General features: G+C 75.2%; 12 protein-coding genes and 1 tRNA gene. 5 read left to right on the top strand and 8 right to left on the bottom strand.

Going from position 1 to position 14,924, the window contains the following annotated elements:
* Positions 1-2: 2 nt before the first annotated feature.
* Both FBY24_RS06190 and FBY24_RS06185 read right to left on the bottom strand, forming a co-directional pair.
* The gene (locus tag FBY24_RS06190; RefSeq protein WP_140458267.1) at positions 3-551 is read right to left on the bottom strand and encodes an FHA domain-containing protein; all 549 of its coding nucleotides are present in this window, start codon (positions 549-551) and stop codon (positions 3-5) included.
* A 10-nt stretch (positions 552-561) separates the two neighbouring features.
* Positions 562-1,269, bottom strand: coding sequence for a DUF3662 and FHA domain-containing protein (locus tag FBY24_RS06185; RefSeq protein ID WP_142158989.1), 708 nt, complete (start codon positions 1,267-1,269; stop codon positions 562-564).
* Between the two features lie 406 nt (positions 1,270-1,675).
* Between FBY24_RS06185 and FBY24_RS06180 the strand changes: the two genes are divergently transcribed.
* The 3 genes from FBY24_RS06180 (at position 1,676) to FBY24_RS06170 (ending at position 2,947) form a co-directional block, all read left to right on the top strand.
* Positions 1,676-1,758: transfer RNA gene (locus FBY24_RS06180), tRNA-Leu, on the top strand.
* Between the two features lie 181 nt (positions 1,759-1,939).
* Entirely contained in the window at positions 1,940-2,461 is a 522-nt protein-coding gene (locus FBY24_RS06175) for a TrmH family RNA methyltransferase (protein ID WP_142158987.1), read from the top strand.
* 90 nt (positions 2,462-2,551) lie between these two features.
* Entirely contained in the window at positions 2,552-2,947 is a 396-nt protein-coding gene (locus tag FBY24_RS06170) for a DoxX family protein (RefSeq protein ID WP_142158985.1), read from the top strand.
* Between the two features lie 6 nt (positions 2,948-2,953).
* Here the strand turns inward: FBY24_RS06170 and FBY24_RS06165 are convergent, their stop codons facing one another.
* Both FBY24_RS06165 and FBY24_RS06160 read right to left on the bottom strand, forming a co-directional pair.
* Positions 2,954-3,784 (bottom strand): siderophore-interacting protein, encoded by an 831-nt coding sequence (locus tag FBY24_RS06165; RefSeq protein WP_142158983.1) that lies wholly within the window; start codon positions 3,782-3,784, stop codon positions 2,954-2,956.
* Positions 3,785-3,893: 109 nt separating this feature from the next.
* Complete coding sequence (locus FBY24_RS06160; RefSeq protein WP_142158981.1) at positions 3,894-5,645, bottom strand: SdrD B-like domain-containing protein; 1,752 nt, start codon at positions 5,643-5,645, stop codon at positions 3,894-3,896.
* Between the two features lie 291 nt (positions 5,646-5,936).
* Between FBY24_RS06160 and FBY24_RS06155 the strand changes: the two genes are divergently transcribed.
* On the top strand, positions 5,937-7,592 hold the full coding sequence (locus FBY24_RS06155) for a beta-1,3-glucanase family protein (protein ID WP_142158979.1): 1,656 nt from the start codon (positions 5,937-5,939) through the stop codon (positions 7,590-7,592).
* 241 nt (positions 7,593-7,833) lie between these two features.
* Entirely contained in the window at positions 7,834-10,005 is a 2,172-nt protein-coding gene (locus tag FBY24_RS06150; protein ID WP_142158977.1) for a bifunctional diguanylate cyclase/phosphodiesterase, read from the top strand.
* A 42-nt stretch (positions 10,006-10,047) separates the two neighbouring features.
* On the opposite strand, the gene FBY24_RS06145 is transcribed toward FBY24_RS06150, so the two are convergent.
* The 4 genes from FBY24_RS06145 to FBY24_RS06130 all read right to left on the bottom strand — a co-directional run bounded on the left by FBY24_RS06145 (position 10,048) and on the right by FBY24_RS06130 (position 14,838).
* Complete coding sequence (locus FBY24_RS06145; protein WP_142158975.1) at positions 10,048-11,532, bottom strand: PQQ-binding-like beta-propeller repeat protein; 1,485 nt, start codon at positions 11,530-11,532, stop codon at positions 10,048-10,050.
* 48 nt (positions 11,533-11,580) lie between these two features.
* Positions 11,581-12,750, bottom strand: coding sequence for an AI-2E family transporter (locus FBY24_RS06140; RefSeq protein WP_142158973.1), 1,170 nt, complete (start codon positions 12,748-12,750; stop codon positions 11,581-11,583).
* 175 nt (positions 12,751-12,925) lie between these two features.
* Positions 12,926-13,900 carry a hypothetical protein gene (locus tag FBY24_RS06135; RefSeq protein ID WP_142158971.1) on the bottom strand — a complete coding sequence of 325 codons (975 nt, stop codon included), beginning with the start codon at positions 13,898-13,900 and terminating at the stop codon, positions 12,926-12,928.
* 251 nt (positions 13,901-14,151) lie between these two features.
* Positions 14,152-14,838 (bottom strand): TetR/AcrR family transcriptional regulator, encoded by a 687-nt coding sequence (locus FBY24_RS06130; protein WP_142158969.1) that lies wholly within the window; start codon positions 14,836-14,838, stop codon positions 14,152-14,154.
* Between the last annotated feature and the right edge of the window lie 86 nt (positions 14,839-14,924).

Below are 14,924 nucleotides of genomic sequence, written 5' to 3'. Positions count from 1 at the left end.
GGCTACCTCTGCAGCTCGAGGACGCTCTGCCCCACCCGCACGGGCGTGCCGTTCGGCACCGGGGTGGGGGCGTCCACGCGCTGCTCCGCGACGAACGTCCCGTTGGTCGAGCCGAGGTCCTCGACGTACCACTGCTCACCCTGCGGGAACAGGCGCGCGTGGCGCGAGGAGGAGTAGTCGTCGTCGAGCACGAGCGTGCAGCTCGGTGCACGGCCGATGAGGATCGACGACCCGCTCAGGGGGATCGTGGTGCCGCGCAGCGGGCCCTCGGTCACGACGAGGCGGCTCGGGCCGGCGCTGCGGCTGGACCGGCGCGACGTGCGCGTCGGCGGCTCGGCGGGCGTCGGGGCGGCGGGTGCGGCCGGGGGAGCGCCGACCTCGACGGGTGCGGACGCCGAGGCGGGCCGCGGGGGAGGGCCGCCCGGGCGGCGGCGGTCCACGATGCGCGTGCCGTAGAGGTCGCGCCGCAGCACCGTGATCGCCGAGAGCACGAGCAGCCAGAGCAGTGCGAGGTAGCCCAGGCGCAGAAGGGTGACGGTCAGCTCGCTCATGCGCGGTGTGTCACTCGTCCCCGTCGGCGTCGCCGCCGGTCCAGAAGAGGATGCGCGTGCGCCCGATGGTCAGCGTGTTGCCGTCCAGCAGCGTCGCGGCGGGCACCTGGTGGCCCTCGACGTACAGCCCGTTGGTCGAGCCCATGTCCGAGGCCACCACGCCGTCGGGCGTCACGCGGATCTCGAGGTGGCGCCGGGAGACGCCGGGGTCGTCGACGATGATGTCGGCCTCCGAGCCGCGGCCGATGACCGTGACGGGGCCGGTGAGGATGTAGCGCTGGCCGTCGATGTCGACCAGCGGGTGCCGCGGGCTGGGAGCCGCGTTCGTCGCGGGCGCCACCGCCCCGCGCACCGTCGCGCTGTGCACCGCGAACCGCCCCGACTCCTGCGTCGTGTTCTCGGAGAACGAGACCGTCACGGGGCCCACGAACGCGTAGTGCTGCTCGCCGGCGTGCGTCGTGACGTTGGCCGCGAGCTCCTCCGCGAGGGCCTCGGCGCCCCACGCCTCGACCTGGTCGTAGTCGGGCGTGGACAGCTCGATGGTGAACTCGTTGGGCACCACGGTGCGGTCACGGCCGACGACCGCCGCACGGTCGTCGAGCTCACGACGCAGCGCGTCGGCCATCTCGATCGGCTTGACCTCCGACCGGAAGGCGCGCGCGAACGCGTTGTTGACCACGCGCTCGACGCCGTTCTCGAACTTGTCGAGGAACCCCACGCTCACCTCCTCCCGCCGGTCCGGCCCGGTCCACGCCCCGTCCCGCCCCGGCGTGCTCGTCGGACCGTCGGTGCCAGGTGCCACGACGTTCCGGGGTTGATGGTATCCACGACCCCGCCCCTGCACGGCATCTCGGACACCTGGACATGTGTCGAGATCCTGTGCGTGAACCGTAGAACTCCGCGCCCGCGCGCGCGAGGGACCTCGGTGACCATCCTCACCTCGCCCCGTCCCCCCCGCCGACCGGTCTCGCCCGTCTGCCGCCGACCCCGTCATCGGTGACGCCCGTCGCCCCCTCGCGTCATCGACGACGGGGTCGGCACCCGCGGGCGGGTCCGGTCGGGGTGCGGGCGGGCCGGGATGGTGGTCGGCTCGGCCGGGAGGCCGTGCTAACGTTCTACACCGCGCGCGAGTGGCGGAACGGCAGACGCGCTGGCTTCAGGTGCCAGTGTCCGAAAGGGCGTGCGGGTTCAAATCCCGCCTCGCGCACACAGCAGCAGCTCGGAGACGAGCGGCTCACGCAGTCACGAAGCTCCCGGTCAGGTCTCTGACCGGGAGCTTCGTGGTTCCAGGGCGGTGCCATGATGGTCGCTCCCGACGATGGCCCACGTGCGCCGCGAAGCACGACCACGATGAGCATCACGCCTGGAGGGGCTGCCCTCGTCCGCCGGTGAACGGCCCGCAGGTGCGGGTCCGCACCCCGCACGACCTGCGCCGCGAACGACGCCCGCGCCCGCACTCCTGCTGGGACCACCTCGTCGCCGCGCCCCTGTGGCCGCTGCACGGCGCCAACCTCGGCACGCTGCTGCGCACGTGCGACGCCGTCGGTGCGTGCCTCGCCGTCCCGCGGCTGCCGTGGGTCCCCGAGGCCCTGGAACGCGGCAACACCCTGCGCCGTCCTGCGTGCGTCCACTGGACGGGGAACCCGATCCGCTGGTTGGAGCGCCAGCGCGACCGCGGCTCCGCGGTCGTGGGCGTCGAGCTCGCGGAGGAGGCCGTCCGTCTTGCGGACCTGCCCACGGCGCGGCGGCGCACGGTCATGGTGCTCGGCCACGAGCAGACCGGCATCCCCGGCGAGGCGCTGGACCTGCTGGACCTCGCCGTGGAGATCCCGATGGTGGGCACGGGCTCGAGCCTCAACGTCGCCGTCGCGGGCTCGCTCGTGCTGTACCGGCTCGCGGGTCTGGCGTGACAGGGGCGGTCGTGCCCAGGGGGCCTTTGACGTGACGGGTCTGGCGGGCCTGCGGTGGTGCCGGCGGTCCTGGCGGCGGAGGATCTCGGGATGACGTCGTCGGTCCAGCCGCTGCGCACCGGGGCCCGCGGGCTCGTGGCCGCGTTCCTCGTCTCGGGGACGGTGCACCTGGTGCGCCCCGAGGTCTTCGAGCCCGTCGTGCCGCGGGGCCTGCCCGAGCCGCGGGCGCTTGTGGTCTGGTCGGGCGTGGCCGAGCTGGTGTGCGCGGCGGGGATGCTCGTGCCGCGGACGCGGCGTGCGGCCGGGGCGGCGGGTGCGGCACTGCTGGTGGGGGTCTTCCCCGCCAACGTGCAGATGGCCGTCAGCGCGGTCCGCGCGGCCCGTCGGCGCCCGACGCCGCGCCGGTGGGCGCTCGCGCTGCTGACGCTCGCGCGGCTGCCGCTGCAGTGGCCGCTGGTCGTGTGGGCCGCGCGCGCTGGGCGTTGATCCTGGTCAGTGGCGGGTGCGGTGCTTCCAGTAGCCGCAGAACGTGATCTGGTCGCGGGACGCGCCCGTGGAGACCCAGTGCCGCCGTGCGCCGGTGGCCAGGGTCGACTCGCCGGCCGCCCAGCCGTACCAGGTAGGGCCGGGGGCCGTGGTGCTCGCGCGCACGTGGTCCAGCGCGAGGCTGCCGGGCGGGCGCGGGTCGTCGCCGCGCACCAGCCAGCGCACGTCGACACCGACGGGCGCGTCGAGGTCCTGGCGGTCGTCGGCGTGCGGGACCTCGACGACGGCGGTGCCGACGGCGTCGGCGTCCAGCGACGCGAGCACGCCCGCGACGGCGGGCAGGGCGGTCTCGTCGGCGACGAGCGTGACGTGCGTGGTGCCGGCGGGCGGGACGAAGAGGATGCCCTCGTCGATGATCGCCACGTGGTCGCCGGCGCGGCAGGTGCTCGCCCACGTCGCCGCCGGACCGGCCGTGCCGTCCTCGGCGGAGCCGTGCAGCACCAGGTCGACGTCGATCTCGGGCCCCGACGGACCGTCCGGGCGGTACGCGCGGACCGTGTAGCTGCGGATGACCGGGCGTGACGTCGACGAGGTCATGAGGTGGCGCAGGTACGTGAAGGTGTCGAGGCGGTCGGGCACGTGGTCGAGGGAGTCCGCGCTGACCGGCAGGAACAGCCGGAACCACTGGTCGAACCCGAGCGGGCGGAAGTGCTCGACGTCGCCGCCGCCCAGCGTGACCCGGGCGAACGCGGGGGAGACCCGGGTGGTGCGCAGCACCTCGAGCGTCAGCGACCGTGAGGTCTCCGGCTTGACCCGTGCGAGCTGCTGCCTGGCCATCGTCGCCCCTCCGCCACGTCCGGCGCCGGCGGCCCCGTCCTGCTGGAGGTGAGGCTACCCTCACCCGGCGCACGGCGGGTGGCGCGACCACGCGCCGGACGGGCCGGGGTCAGACGGGACGGCGACGCCGACGCGCCGCCCACGCCCCCGCGACGAGGAACGCACCCCCGGCGAGCAGCGCGAGCGCGGCCGCGCCCCCGTCCCGGGCGTCGTAGCCCGTCGCCGCCAGCCCGACGGAGCCGCCGCCCAGCCGGACCACCGAGGACGACGCGCCGGTGGTGCCGAGGGTCAGCGTGGCCGAGGTGGTGCCGTCCGGCGTCTCGACGCGGTAGCTGCCCGCGGGCAGGCCGGAGGCGGTGACGCGCCCGTCCACCGCGGTGACGGGGATGACGGCGTCGTCCGCCGTGGTGAAGCGGTCGTCCTGGCCCGCCCACCGCAGGAGCACGGTGCCGCTGAGCGGGGCGCCCGTGGGGTCGAGGACCTGGAGGTCGGCGGTCGCGTTCCCGGCCAGGGCGACCTGGGCCTCCGCCTCGCCGCCCTCCGGCACCGTCACGGTCGCGGTCGCGTCGGCACGCCCCTCGGAGTCCCACGTGACGTCGAGCGCGGCCGGCTGCTGCACGTCGACGGCGTACATGCCGACGGGGAGCCCGGTGAACGTGAACGTGCCGCTCGCGTCGGTGAGCCGGCTGGTCACGAGGGTGCGCGTCAGCGCGTGGCGGGCCGAGGCGACCCGTCCCGTCCCCGCGGCGCCGGTGCCGTCGACCTCGACCGCGTACAGGTCGACGCGCACACCCGGCAGGCCGACCTCGCTGCCGCCCGAGCGCAGGCCGTCACGGTCCAGGTCGAGCCACACCGCGCCGGTGAGGCGCTGCGTGACGTCCCGCGGAGGCGCAGGCACGGTGCTCGGGGGCGTCGGGGTCGGGCTGGGCGTCGGGGTGGGCGATGCGGTGGGCGTGGGCGTCGGTGTGGGAGTCGCGCTCGGCGTAGGCGTAGGCGTAGGCGTCGGCTCGGGTGTCGGTGTCGGCTCGGGCGTGGGCGTGGGCGTGGGCTCGGGAGTGGGCTCCGGAGTGGGCTCCGGAGTCGGCTCGGGCGTGGGCTCGGGCGTGGGCTCGGGGGTGGGGTTCGGCGTGGGCTCGGGAGTGGGCTCGGGCGTGGGCTCGGGGGTGGGGTTCGGCGTGGGCTCGGGAGTGGGCTCGGGCGTGGGGTCCAGCGTGGGCTCGGGCGTGGGCTCCGGAGTCGGCTCGGGCGTGGGGTCCGGCGTGGGCGTGGGCGTGGGCGTGGGCTCCGGGGTGGGCGTCGGTGTGGGCTCGGGGGTGACGCCGAGCGTCGCGTCCTCGTCGGCCTGCACGGCCGGGTCCGAGCCCGTGTAGGTCAGCGCCGCCAGGTCCGTCGGCGCCGGGTCGCCCTCGGCGCCCTGCTCCTGCAGGTCCGCGACGACCTCGTCGCGGGGGACGCCGGCCTCGCGCTGCACGTTGTAGAACTCGGCCGCACCCATGCCGCGGCAGGTGGGGGAGCCGGGCAGCGCGCCCGACCAGTTCAGGCCCGGGTAGTTGGGGCTGAACGGCGGGATCACGTCGCCCCAGTCCTTGGCGTGGGAGTCGTAGTAGCCGGGGGTGCTGACGAACACGGGCCCCTGGTGCCCGCCGTGCCCGTTGGTGTTCCCCGAGCCGACGCCGTTGTTGCCCGTGACGGACGACGTGGCGACGGTGATGAGCCGGTACGGGTTCGTCACCGACCGCGTCCGGTGGCACATCGTCACCTTGTCGGGGCTGGGGGCGCCCGACGCGACGACGGGGGGAAGGACGACCGCCACGGCGGTGAGCGTCAGTGCGGCGGCGAGCGCGCGCGGGAGGGCTCTCATCGGGTCCCCTGCTTCGTGTCCGTCGGGGCCCGGGTGGCGCCGTCCGGGTGTGGATCGGTCGGGAGCGGGCGTCGTTGCGCGCTCCCGGGGGGTGAAGCCGCAGGTGAAGCGGAGGCGATTGCACCCGAATGGGTGACGACCGTTACCGTTCCGATATGTAAGGGTGGTTGACGAATCTTCGTGCCGGTGCGCCGGCACGCCGCCGCGCGCCGCACCAGGGACGGTGCTCGCGCACGGCGCGACGCCGCGGGGCGCACCCGCGGTTCCGCTCGGGGGGCGAGAGGAACGACGATGCGCAGGATCACGAGATGGGCGGCCACGGCCGCCGCAGGGGCGTTGGCGGTCGTCGCCGGCGCCGGCCTGGCAGCACCCGCCCAGGCGGTCGGGCCCGACACGCTGCCGATCACGGTGGCCAACCAGTCCGGGCTGGGCGACGACGTCCACCTGTACGTGCTGGGCACCGACCTGAGGTCCGGCAAGCTCGGCTGGGTCGACGCCGGGGGCACCTTCCACGCGTGGCCCGCGGGCAGCAACCCGCCGTCGCCCGCGCCCGACGCCTCGATCGACGGCGCCGCGACCGGCCGCAGCACCACGGTCCGTGTGCCGCGCGGGTTCTCGGGCCGCATCTACTTCTCGTTCGGCGAGAAGCTGCCGTTCTCCCTCACGACGGGCGGGCTCGTCCAGCCCGCCCCGTGGGCGGCCGGCGACCCGACGCAGGACATCCTGTTCGACTGGTCCGAGCTGACCTACAACGACGCGGGGCTGTGGATCAACAGCTCGCAGGTCGACATGTTCGGCGTCCCGCACGCCGTGTCCGTCACGGGCGCCGACGGGAAGACCGCCACCACGGGACAGGTCGTCGCGGGTGGGCGGGAGGCCGTCGTGAAGGCCCTGCAGGCCGACCCGGCGTGGGCGAAGAGCGTGGTCACCCGCGACGACGGCACGGTCCTGCGGGTGCTCGCCCCGGGCAAGGCCGCCTCGGCCGGGCTGCTGAGCACGACGTTCCTCGACGCGTACATCGCCCAGGCGTGGTCGGCGTACAGCAGCCGCGACCTCGTCGTGACGCCCTTCCTCGACCGGCCGCAGGTCCGGTACACCGGGCGCACCTCCGGCACGACGATGCGCTTCACCGACAGCTCCGGCGCGCAGGTCGCGACCTTCCAGCGCCCCTCGTCGTCCGACGTCTGGGGCTGCGACGGCGCCCTGCACGCCCCGAACGACGCGGTCGTCGGCCCCATCGCCCGCACGCTGTGCGCCGCGCTCTTCCGCGGCACGCTCGGCACCAGCACCACCGAGCCGGTCACGGAGGCCTCGAAGTTCTACACCTCGACGCCGGCCAACCTCTACGGTCGGACCGTCCACGCCGCGATGGCCGACGGGCGGGCGTACGCGTTCGCGTTCGACGACGTCGGCGCGTTCGAGTCCCTCGTGCACTCGGGCGACCCCCGCAGCGCCCGCCTGGACCTGTCGCCCCTCACGGGTGCCGGCACCGGCGGTGGCGACACGGGTGGCGGCGACACGGGTGGTGGCGACTCCGGTGGTGGCGACGGCGGCGGCTCCGGCAGCACCGTCGCGCTCGTCAGCGACTGGAACGGCAAGTGCCTCGACGTGCCCGCGTGGAGCTTCGGCGACGGCGTGCGCGTCCAGACCTGGGACTGCACCGGCGGCACCAACCAGCAGTGGGAGATGGTCGACGGCACGATCCGCACGCAGAACGGCAAGTGCCTCGACGTGGCGTGGGGCGCGGTCGGCAACGGCGCGCCCGTGCAGATCGCCACGTGCTCGGGCAACGCCGCCCAGCGGTGGGTGCTGTCCGACGCCGGCGACCTGGTGAACCCGCAGGCCGACAAGTGCCTCGACATCACCGACTGGAACGCCGCCAACGGCGCCCGTCTGCAGATCTGGACCTGCGCGGGCACCGCCAACCAGAAGTGGTCGCGCGTCTGACGCGACCCGCAGACGCGCAGGCCCGCCCCGTCCGCCCGGGGCGGGCCTGCGTGCGTCCGGGACCCGCGTGGGACCACCCGTCTGCCGTCCCCGTGCAGGCCGGCGGCGGCGCACGGGTGACGCGCAGACCCACGCGCGGGTGAACTCCGGGGGATTCACCTCCTGGACGCTCGCCCTGGACGGTGGCGAGCCGATGTCGTAGTCGATGGGGTCTCCTCATCGACGACGACAGGAGGAGCGGGTGCTCGAGCCGGCGGCATGGCTGGTGGCGTCGGCGGTCGCGGCGGTGGTGCTGCACCGTCGTGCCCGCAGCGGCGGCCTCGACGTCGTCGTGTGGCAGTGGTTGTGGCGCGCGGCCCTCGTCGTCGTGGCCATGCTCGCCGTCGAGACGGTGATCGCGGCGACCGGCGGTCCGCTCGCGCTGTCCGGCGCCGTGCTCGGGGTGGGGTCGGTGCTCACCACGCTCGCCGTCTACCGCGGGCTCGTCCACTGGAACCGCGACGTCACGCTCACCGCCGCGCCCGGCGACTGGTCCAACGGGGTGTCGTCCCTGCTCACCGGGGTCGCGCTCGCCGAGGTGATCGGCGCACGGGTCAGCCCGCCCGGCGCCGACCCGTGGGCCCTGCACGGCATGGCCGTCCAGGTCGGCGCGCTCGTCGTCGTGCTCGGCACCGCCACCACGATCCTCGTCATCAGCGGGCTCGCCCGCCGGGCGCTGCCCGCGGTGCTCATCGCCGTCGTGTGGGTCGTCGTGGTCGTCGACGGCTGGAGCGAGGTGCGGGCGCTGCTCACCGAGGGCTCGTCCGAGCGGCTCGTGCTCGCCGCCGCCTGGGGCGGGCTCGCCGTCTGCGCCGCCGCGATCAGCACGGTGCGGGTGAGCGCGGACCAGCGCCGCGACGCGTCGTCCGTCGCGACCGCCGTGGGCGCGGTCGTCGTGCTGTTCGCCTCGCTCGTGCTCGTCGTCGTCGACGCCGCCGTGCCCGGCGGCCCCAGCCCCGTGACGTTCACGCTCAGCCTGCTCGCGGGCCTCATCGCCGCGACCCGCCTGACCCGGCTCGTCGGCGAGCTCGCCGACCTCGCGGACTCGCGGGTGGAGGCGCGCACCGACATGCTCACCGGCGTCGCCAACCGCCGCGCCCTCGTCGAAGCCGTCGAGGCCACGTACGCCCTGGAGAGCAGCACGTCCCTGCTGGTCATCGACCTCGACGGGTTCAAGAACGTCAACGACCGCCTCGGCCACGCCGGCGGCGACGAGGTGATCCGGCAGATCGCCGACCGCCTGCGCCGGCACCTGCCTGCGGACGCGCTGCTCGCCCGGTTCGGCGGCGACGAGTTCGCGATCGTGCTGCGCGGCACCGGCCTGGACGACGCCACCCGCACCGCCCACGACGTCCTCGCCCTGCTGGCCGTGCCCGTCGAGGTCCGCGCGCAGCGCCTCGGGCTCGGCGCCAGCGTCGGCGTCGCGTCCAACGAGCTCGCCGACCACGGCACCGACCTGGTCCGCCGCGCCGACACCGCCATGTACATGGCCAAGCGCGCCGGCGGGGGCGTGCGCACCTACGACGCCGCCGTCGACGACGAGGTCCAGCGCCGGCACCTGCTGCTGGAGGACCTGCGCGGCGTCCTGCTCGACGAGCCCGGCGCCGCCCGCGGCACGCTCGTCGTGCACTACCAGCCGCAGGTCGACGTGGTCACGGACGCGGTCGTGGGCGCCGAGGCGCTCGTGCGCTGGCGGCACCCCGTGCTCGGGCTGCTGCCGCCGATGGAGTTCCTCCCGCTCGCCGAGGAGGCAGGACTCATGCCGGCGCTCACGGCCCACGTGCTGCGCACCGCCGCCCGCGACGCGGCCCGCTGGCCCGAGCACGTGCGCCTCGCGGTCAACGTGTCCGCCACCTGCCTGTCCCACCCCGGCCTGCTCGGCGCGGTCGAGCAGGCCCTCGCCACGTCCGACCTCGCGGCCGACCGCCTCGTCGTCGAGGTCACCGAGACCAGCCTCATGCGCGACCCCGAGGTCGCCGGCGACACCATGCGCCGCCTGCGCGAGCGGGACGTCGTCGTGTCCATCGACGACTACGGCACCGGCTACGCCTCGCTGGCATACCTGCACGACCTGCCCGCGCACGAGCTCAAGCTCGACCGCAGCTTCACGGTCCGCCTGGCCACCGACGCCCGCACGCGCGCGATCGTGTCCGGCACGATCGCGATCGCCCACCGGCTCGGCGTCGAGGTGCTCGCCGAGGGCGTCGAGGACACCCCCACGCTCGAGGTGCTGCGCCAGCTCGGGTGCGACCGGTGGCAGGGCTTCCTGCGCGCCCCCGCCGTGCCCGTCGACGACCTGGTGGCCGGCTTCACCGCCACCCCCGCCGTCCCGGCCCCCCGCACCGGCGAGAGCGCCCTGCAGCAGCGCGCCTGACCTCGGTACCCCTGATCGGCTGACCTGGTCGGCGCACCTGGCTCAGCGCAGCAGCGCGACGCCACCGTCGGACGTCATCCCCAGCAGACGGCCGTCGACCAGGACGAGGTCGACCACCCCTGGCAGCGTCGTCGACCAGGCCGGCCGGCCGTCGTGCACGTCGAAGGCCTTGAGATGCACGCTCGTGTCCCCCGTCTGCCGTACGACCACCGAGCCGTCCGTCAGCAACGTGGGCGATACGTCGGAGGGTCCGGTGCCGCGGTGCTCCCAGACCAGCTCACCGTCGCCGTCGACGGCCGCTGTCCGCGACCCGTCGGCGACGACGAGGCGGCCGTCCATGAGCAGCACGACGTCACCACCGGCCGTCCCGACCCGCACGCGCTCCGTGCCGTCCGGCCCCGCCAGGACGATGTCCTCCCCGTCGAGCACCGGGATGACGTCGCCGAACGTGCCGTCGTCCACGGGAGACATCAGCGGCGACCCCGCGACGTCGGCCGAGGCCGCGGGCGACCAGATCAGGGTCCGGCCACCCGTGTCCAGGATCAGCCGGTCCTCGCGACCCGACAACCACGGGACCGTCGCGCCGCCGACCTCGTCGAGCACGCGTCCGGAGTCCGCGTCGAGCAGCACGACGCCGAGCGGATCACCCAGGTCGAGCACGACGACCCCGGGGACGACCGGCCGCATCACGGCGGGGAGCCACGGGGACCGGAGGTCCTCGGGCAGGCGCGCGTCCAGCACCGTCCGCCACAGCTCCTGCCCGCCACGCACGTCAACGGCGCGGACCACCGGCGACCGGTGCTCGTCCAGCCCTACGACGACGACCGCGTCTCCCGCGACCGTCGCGGAGGTGGGGGGATCGACGAGCATGGTGAGGCCGACGTCGGTGGCTCCGGTCGTCAGGTCCACGACGACCGCGTCGACCCGGCCTACCGCGGCGGGACCACCCGGCGCCGCGCCGTGCGGATCCCACCACGACGACGTGAAGCACACCAGGGAGCCGCCGTTCGGAGGTGCGCAACCGCTGCCGGTCCAGCCTGTCCCCTCCCCGGTCTGCGGCACGGCGGACGGCAGCGGCGCCGACCACAGCAGCTCACCCGTCGCCACGTCCAGCGCGTCCACCGACGTCGGTCCGGCCAGGGCGTAGCGCTCCACCAGCACGGCCTCGTCGGTCACCGCGAACGGCCACGCGTCACCGTCCGGGCTGCTCGTCCACACCGGCGCCAGCGGGCCGTCGAGCGGCGGCAGCACCCCGGGGACATGCGCCAGCGCCGCCAGCCGCTCGCGCTCGCGGGCGTCGGTGACGTGCTGGGCCGCGCCCAGCGCGAGCGCCAGGACGAGCGGCGGCACGAGCCACCACGGGCGGAACCGGCGCCGCAGCCCGCGGGCCGCGCTCCCGACGGCTGCACCCGCGCGCCGGGCCGTCGCGCGTGCGGGCTCGCCGTCGGGGCGTGGCCCGGGCGCGCCGGGACCGCCGTCCGCGTCGTCCTCGACGAGCTCGACCTCGACCCTGCCCGTGCGTGCCACGGGTCGACGGTAGGGCTCCGGCGCCGGTCCGGGGAGCGGTCGAGCGGGTCAGACCGTCTCGGGCCGCTTCTGCCGCGCGAACCGGGCCGGCAGGTCGTCGCCGTCCCACACCTGGACCGCCCGCCACACCGAGGCCGCGATCGGCACGGCGAGGACGGCGCCGGTGATCCCGGCGAGCACCGTGCCGGCGGTCAGGGCCACGAGGATGACCAGCGGGTGCAGGCGCAGCGAGCGGCCCATGACGACGGGCTGCAGCAGGTCGCCCTCGAGCTGGTTCACGACGACGACGATCGCGACGACGATCAGCGCCTCGACGGGCCCGAGCGCGACCAGCGCGACCAGTGCCGCGAGGATCCCGGCGAGCGTGGCGCCGACGAGAGGGATGAACGCGAGCAGGAACACGAGCACCGACAGGGGGATCACCAGGGGCACGCCCACGATCGCGAGGCCGATGCCGATGCCGATCGCATCGACCGCCGCGATGATCGCGGTGCCCCGCACGTACCCGCCGAGGGTGCGGACGGTCGACTCGCCGACGCGGCGTCCGCGCGCGTACCCCGGCCCCTCGAAGGGCCGCAGCAGGAACTCCCAGATCTTCGGGCCGTCCTTGAGGAAGAAGAACAGCACCACGACCATGATGAAGAAGCCGGTGACGAAGTTGACCGTCTGCGAGACGCCGGCGATCGCGCCGGAGCCGAACGCGTCGGACTGCAGCAGGCCGGCCGCGGTGTCCTGCAGGTCGGAGATCTGCTGGTCGGTGATCTCGATCGGCAGGCCCGTGAGGTAGGTGCGCAGCTCGTCGAACCCGTCGACGGCCTGCGTCGCGAGCTCGTCCCACTGCCGCACCACCGCCCAGACCACGGCCCACACGACACCGGCGAGCAGCGCGACGAGCGCGAGCAGCGCGACCCAGGTCGCCAGCATCGACGGCAGCCCGCGGCGGCGCAGCCAGCCCACGAGCGGGCTGATCGCGGCGGCCAGCACGAGCGCGACGAGCACGGGGATGACCACGAGCGTCAGCCGGGTCAGCGCGAAGACCGCGACGGCGACGACGGTGACGATCGCGAGGATCTGCACGGCCCGGGTGCCGGCGGTGCCGAACCCGTCCGACCACAGCCCTCGGGCGGCGGGAGGGGCCGGCTCGGGGGGCCGCGGGGGCGGCGTCGCCGTGCGCGGCGGTGCGGCAGGCGGGCGTCGTCGTCGGCCGAGCAGTCCCATGCGTCCTCCGTCCGGGCTCGTGCGGGGCCGCACGGCTGCGACGACGCTACGGCGCGCCGGGCGAGGGCGCTCGTCGGGGCGGTCGGGCCGTCCGGGGCCGGCAGGGCCCGGACGCGCAGCGCCCCGCCCGTCAGGTGCGACGGGCGGGGCGCTACGGGTGGTGCGGGGTGCTGCGTCAGCGACCGGCCTGAGCGGCGCGGCGGCGGACGAGGACCAGGGCGCCGCCGGCGGCGAGGGCGGCGAGAGCGGCGAGGACGCCGATCAGCGCGTTCGCACCGGTGGCGGCGAGGGACTCGCCGTCGGAGTCACCCGTGGCCGCGAGCACGTCGGACGTCGACGAGGGCGACGGCGTGGGCTCGGCGGCGGACACGTCGTCCGTCGGCGCCGGCGTCGGCTCGTCGACGTCGACGTCGTCGACCGGCGTGGGCTCCGGCGTCGGCTCGGGCGTGGGCTCGACGGTGGGCTCCGGCGTCGGGACGGGCTCGGGCTCGCCGACCTCGCCGTCGTCGACCGGGGTGGTCGGCTCGGGCGTGGGCGCCGGGGTCTCCGCCGGGGCGCACAGCGTCTCGACGTCGACGACGTCCGTGACGTCGTAGTGGCCGTAGTACGCGAGCGTGTTCTTGGTGTGGAAGCCGCCGTCGGGGGGCGTGATGTCGACGGGGATCACCGAGACGAGGTCGAGCTCGCGGCCGGCGATGCCGTTCCCGGCGAGGTCGACCTGCACGCCGTAGGCGCCGGGCTCGGCGCAGACCTCGGCGACGTCGTCGGAGGGCACCTCGACGGGGATGACCTCGGACTCGGCGGGCAGCCGGTACGACGCCTCGTAGCGGGGCGTCTCCTCGTCGGCGGGCCAGGCCCAGACGTCGTGGAGGGCGATGCGGTGCTGCGGGCCGCTGTTGGACCAGCCCGCGGGCTTGGCCGGGTCCACCTTCTTGTAGAGGTAGTACGCCGTGGCCTTCTCGCAGTCGTACGCGGACCAGGGGATGACCTCACCCTGACGCTTGCCGCCGCAGAGCTCGGCGGACGAACCTCCGTCGTACCCGGAACCACCTCCCGACCCGTGGTTGTTGCCGCCGCCCGCGAACGACGCGGTGGCGGGGGCGATGACGAGGGCGGTGGACAGCAGGACGACTGACAGACGTCGAGGCACGGGACGAGCTCCTTCGGCCGCGAGAGGGGGGGACGTGCCCGCGACCAGCGACGGCCGTGGGCGCCTCGGACGATAGCGGGAGGCATCGCCAGATATCGGACTTCTCACAGAAATAGGTCAGAAACACCCGAACGGGCGCCTCGGGCAACGGCGTGTCCCCGGCGTGTCGCCGGGTGAAAATCGGACGGTTGTCCGACGAGGGCACGCGCTGCGTGGGCCGCCCACACCCGGCCCGTGGGCCTGCGGCCGGCTCAGGGGCGCTCGCGGGCGAGCGAGGCGATCGCGGTCGCGGCGAGGTCGACGGTGCGCCGCGCCCGGGCGTCGTCGCGGTCGACGAGCCAGGTGCGGACGGTCCCGTCGGCCGTCGCCAGCACGAGGGCGGCGACGTCGGCGGTCGGTGCCAGCCACACGAGGTCGGCGGTGCGCGCCCAGGTGTCGAGGCGGGACTCGATCTCGGTGAGGTAGCGGGCCTGCTCCCAGGCGGCGGGGTCCTCGAGGTCGGGCTCCTGCCGCGCCGCGCGCACGAGCTCGTCGAGCAGGACGAGCCGGCCGGGGTCGGTGCGGACGCGGTCGAGCTGGGCGAGCAGCCCCTGGTGCAGGGCGGTGCGCACGTCGTCCGCGCCCGTGGCCGCGCCCCAGGCGGAGTCGAGGGTGCCCGTGAGCTCCCGCTCGAGCAGCGCGCGGACGAGCCCCTGCTTGGAGCCGAAGCAGTAGTGGAAGATCCCGTGCGTCACGCCGGCCCGCGTGGTCACGGCCCGGGTGGTCAGGCCGCGCAGCCCCTGCTCGCGCAGGATCTCGACGGCGGCGTCGAGCAGCTGGGCGCGGCGCTCGTCCGCCGTCCGGTGGGTGCCGCCGCCGCCCGACGGGCCGCGCGTTCCCCGTGCCCGCCCGTCCGGGGTGCGCGCCGCGTCGTCCCGTCGTGCCGTCGTCCCGTCCACGACACCAGCCTACGCCGACTTGGCCAGATGACTTGGTCGGTTGGCCAAGATCGGGTTACGCTCGCCGCCCACCCGGACCGAGGAGA

Origin of the sequence: Cellulomonas sp. SLBN-39 (assembly GCF_006715865.1) — a bacterium.
Classification (GTDB): domain Bacteria; phylum Actinomycetota; class Actinomycetes; order Actinomycetales; family Cellulomonadaceae; genus Cellulomonas.
The sequence above is the reverse complement of the archived record's forward strand: the minus strand, read 5'-3'. Positions and strand labels throughout refer to the sequence as shown.

Bases quoted from the DNA above. Each gene is read 5' to 3' on its own strand.
- FBY24_RS06160 (WP_142158981.1), bottom strand. From the start codon at position 5,645: ATGAGAGCCCTCCCGCGCGCGCTCGCCGCCGCACTGACGCTCACCGCC.
- FBY24_RS06170 (WP_142158985.1), top strand. From the start codon at position 2,552: ATGACGTCGTCGGTCCAGCCGCTGCGCACCGGGGCCCGCGGGCTCGTG.
- FBY24_RS06155 (WP_142158979.1), top strand. From the start codon at position 5,937: ATGCGCAGGATCACGAGATGGGCGGCCACGGCCGCCGCAGGGGCGTTG.
- FBY24_RS06190 (WP_140458267.1), bottom strand. From the start codon at position 551: ATGAGCGAGCTGACCGTCACCCTTCTGCGCCTGGGCTACCTCGCACTG.
- FBY24_RS06165 (WP_142158983.1), bottom strand. From the start codon at position 3,784: ATGGCCAGGCAGCAGCTCGCACGGGTCAAGCCGGAGACCTCACGGTCG.
- FBY24_RS06140 (WP_142158973.1), bottom strand. From the start codon at position 12,750: ATGGGACTGCTCGGCCGACGACGACGCCCGCCTGCCGCACCGCCGCGC.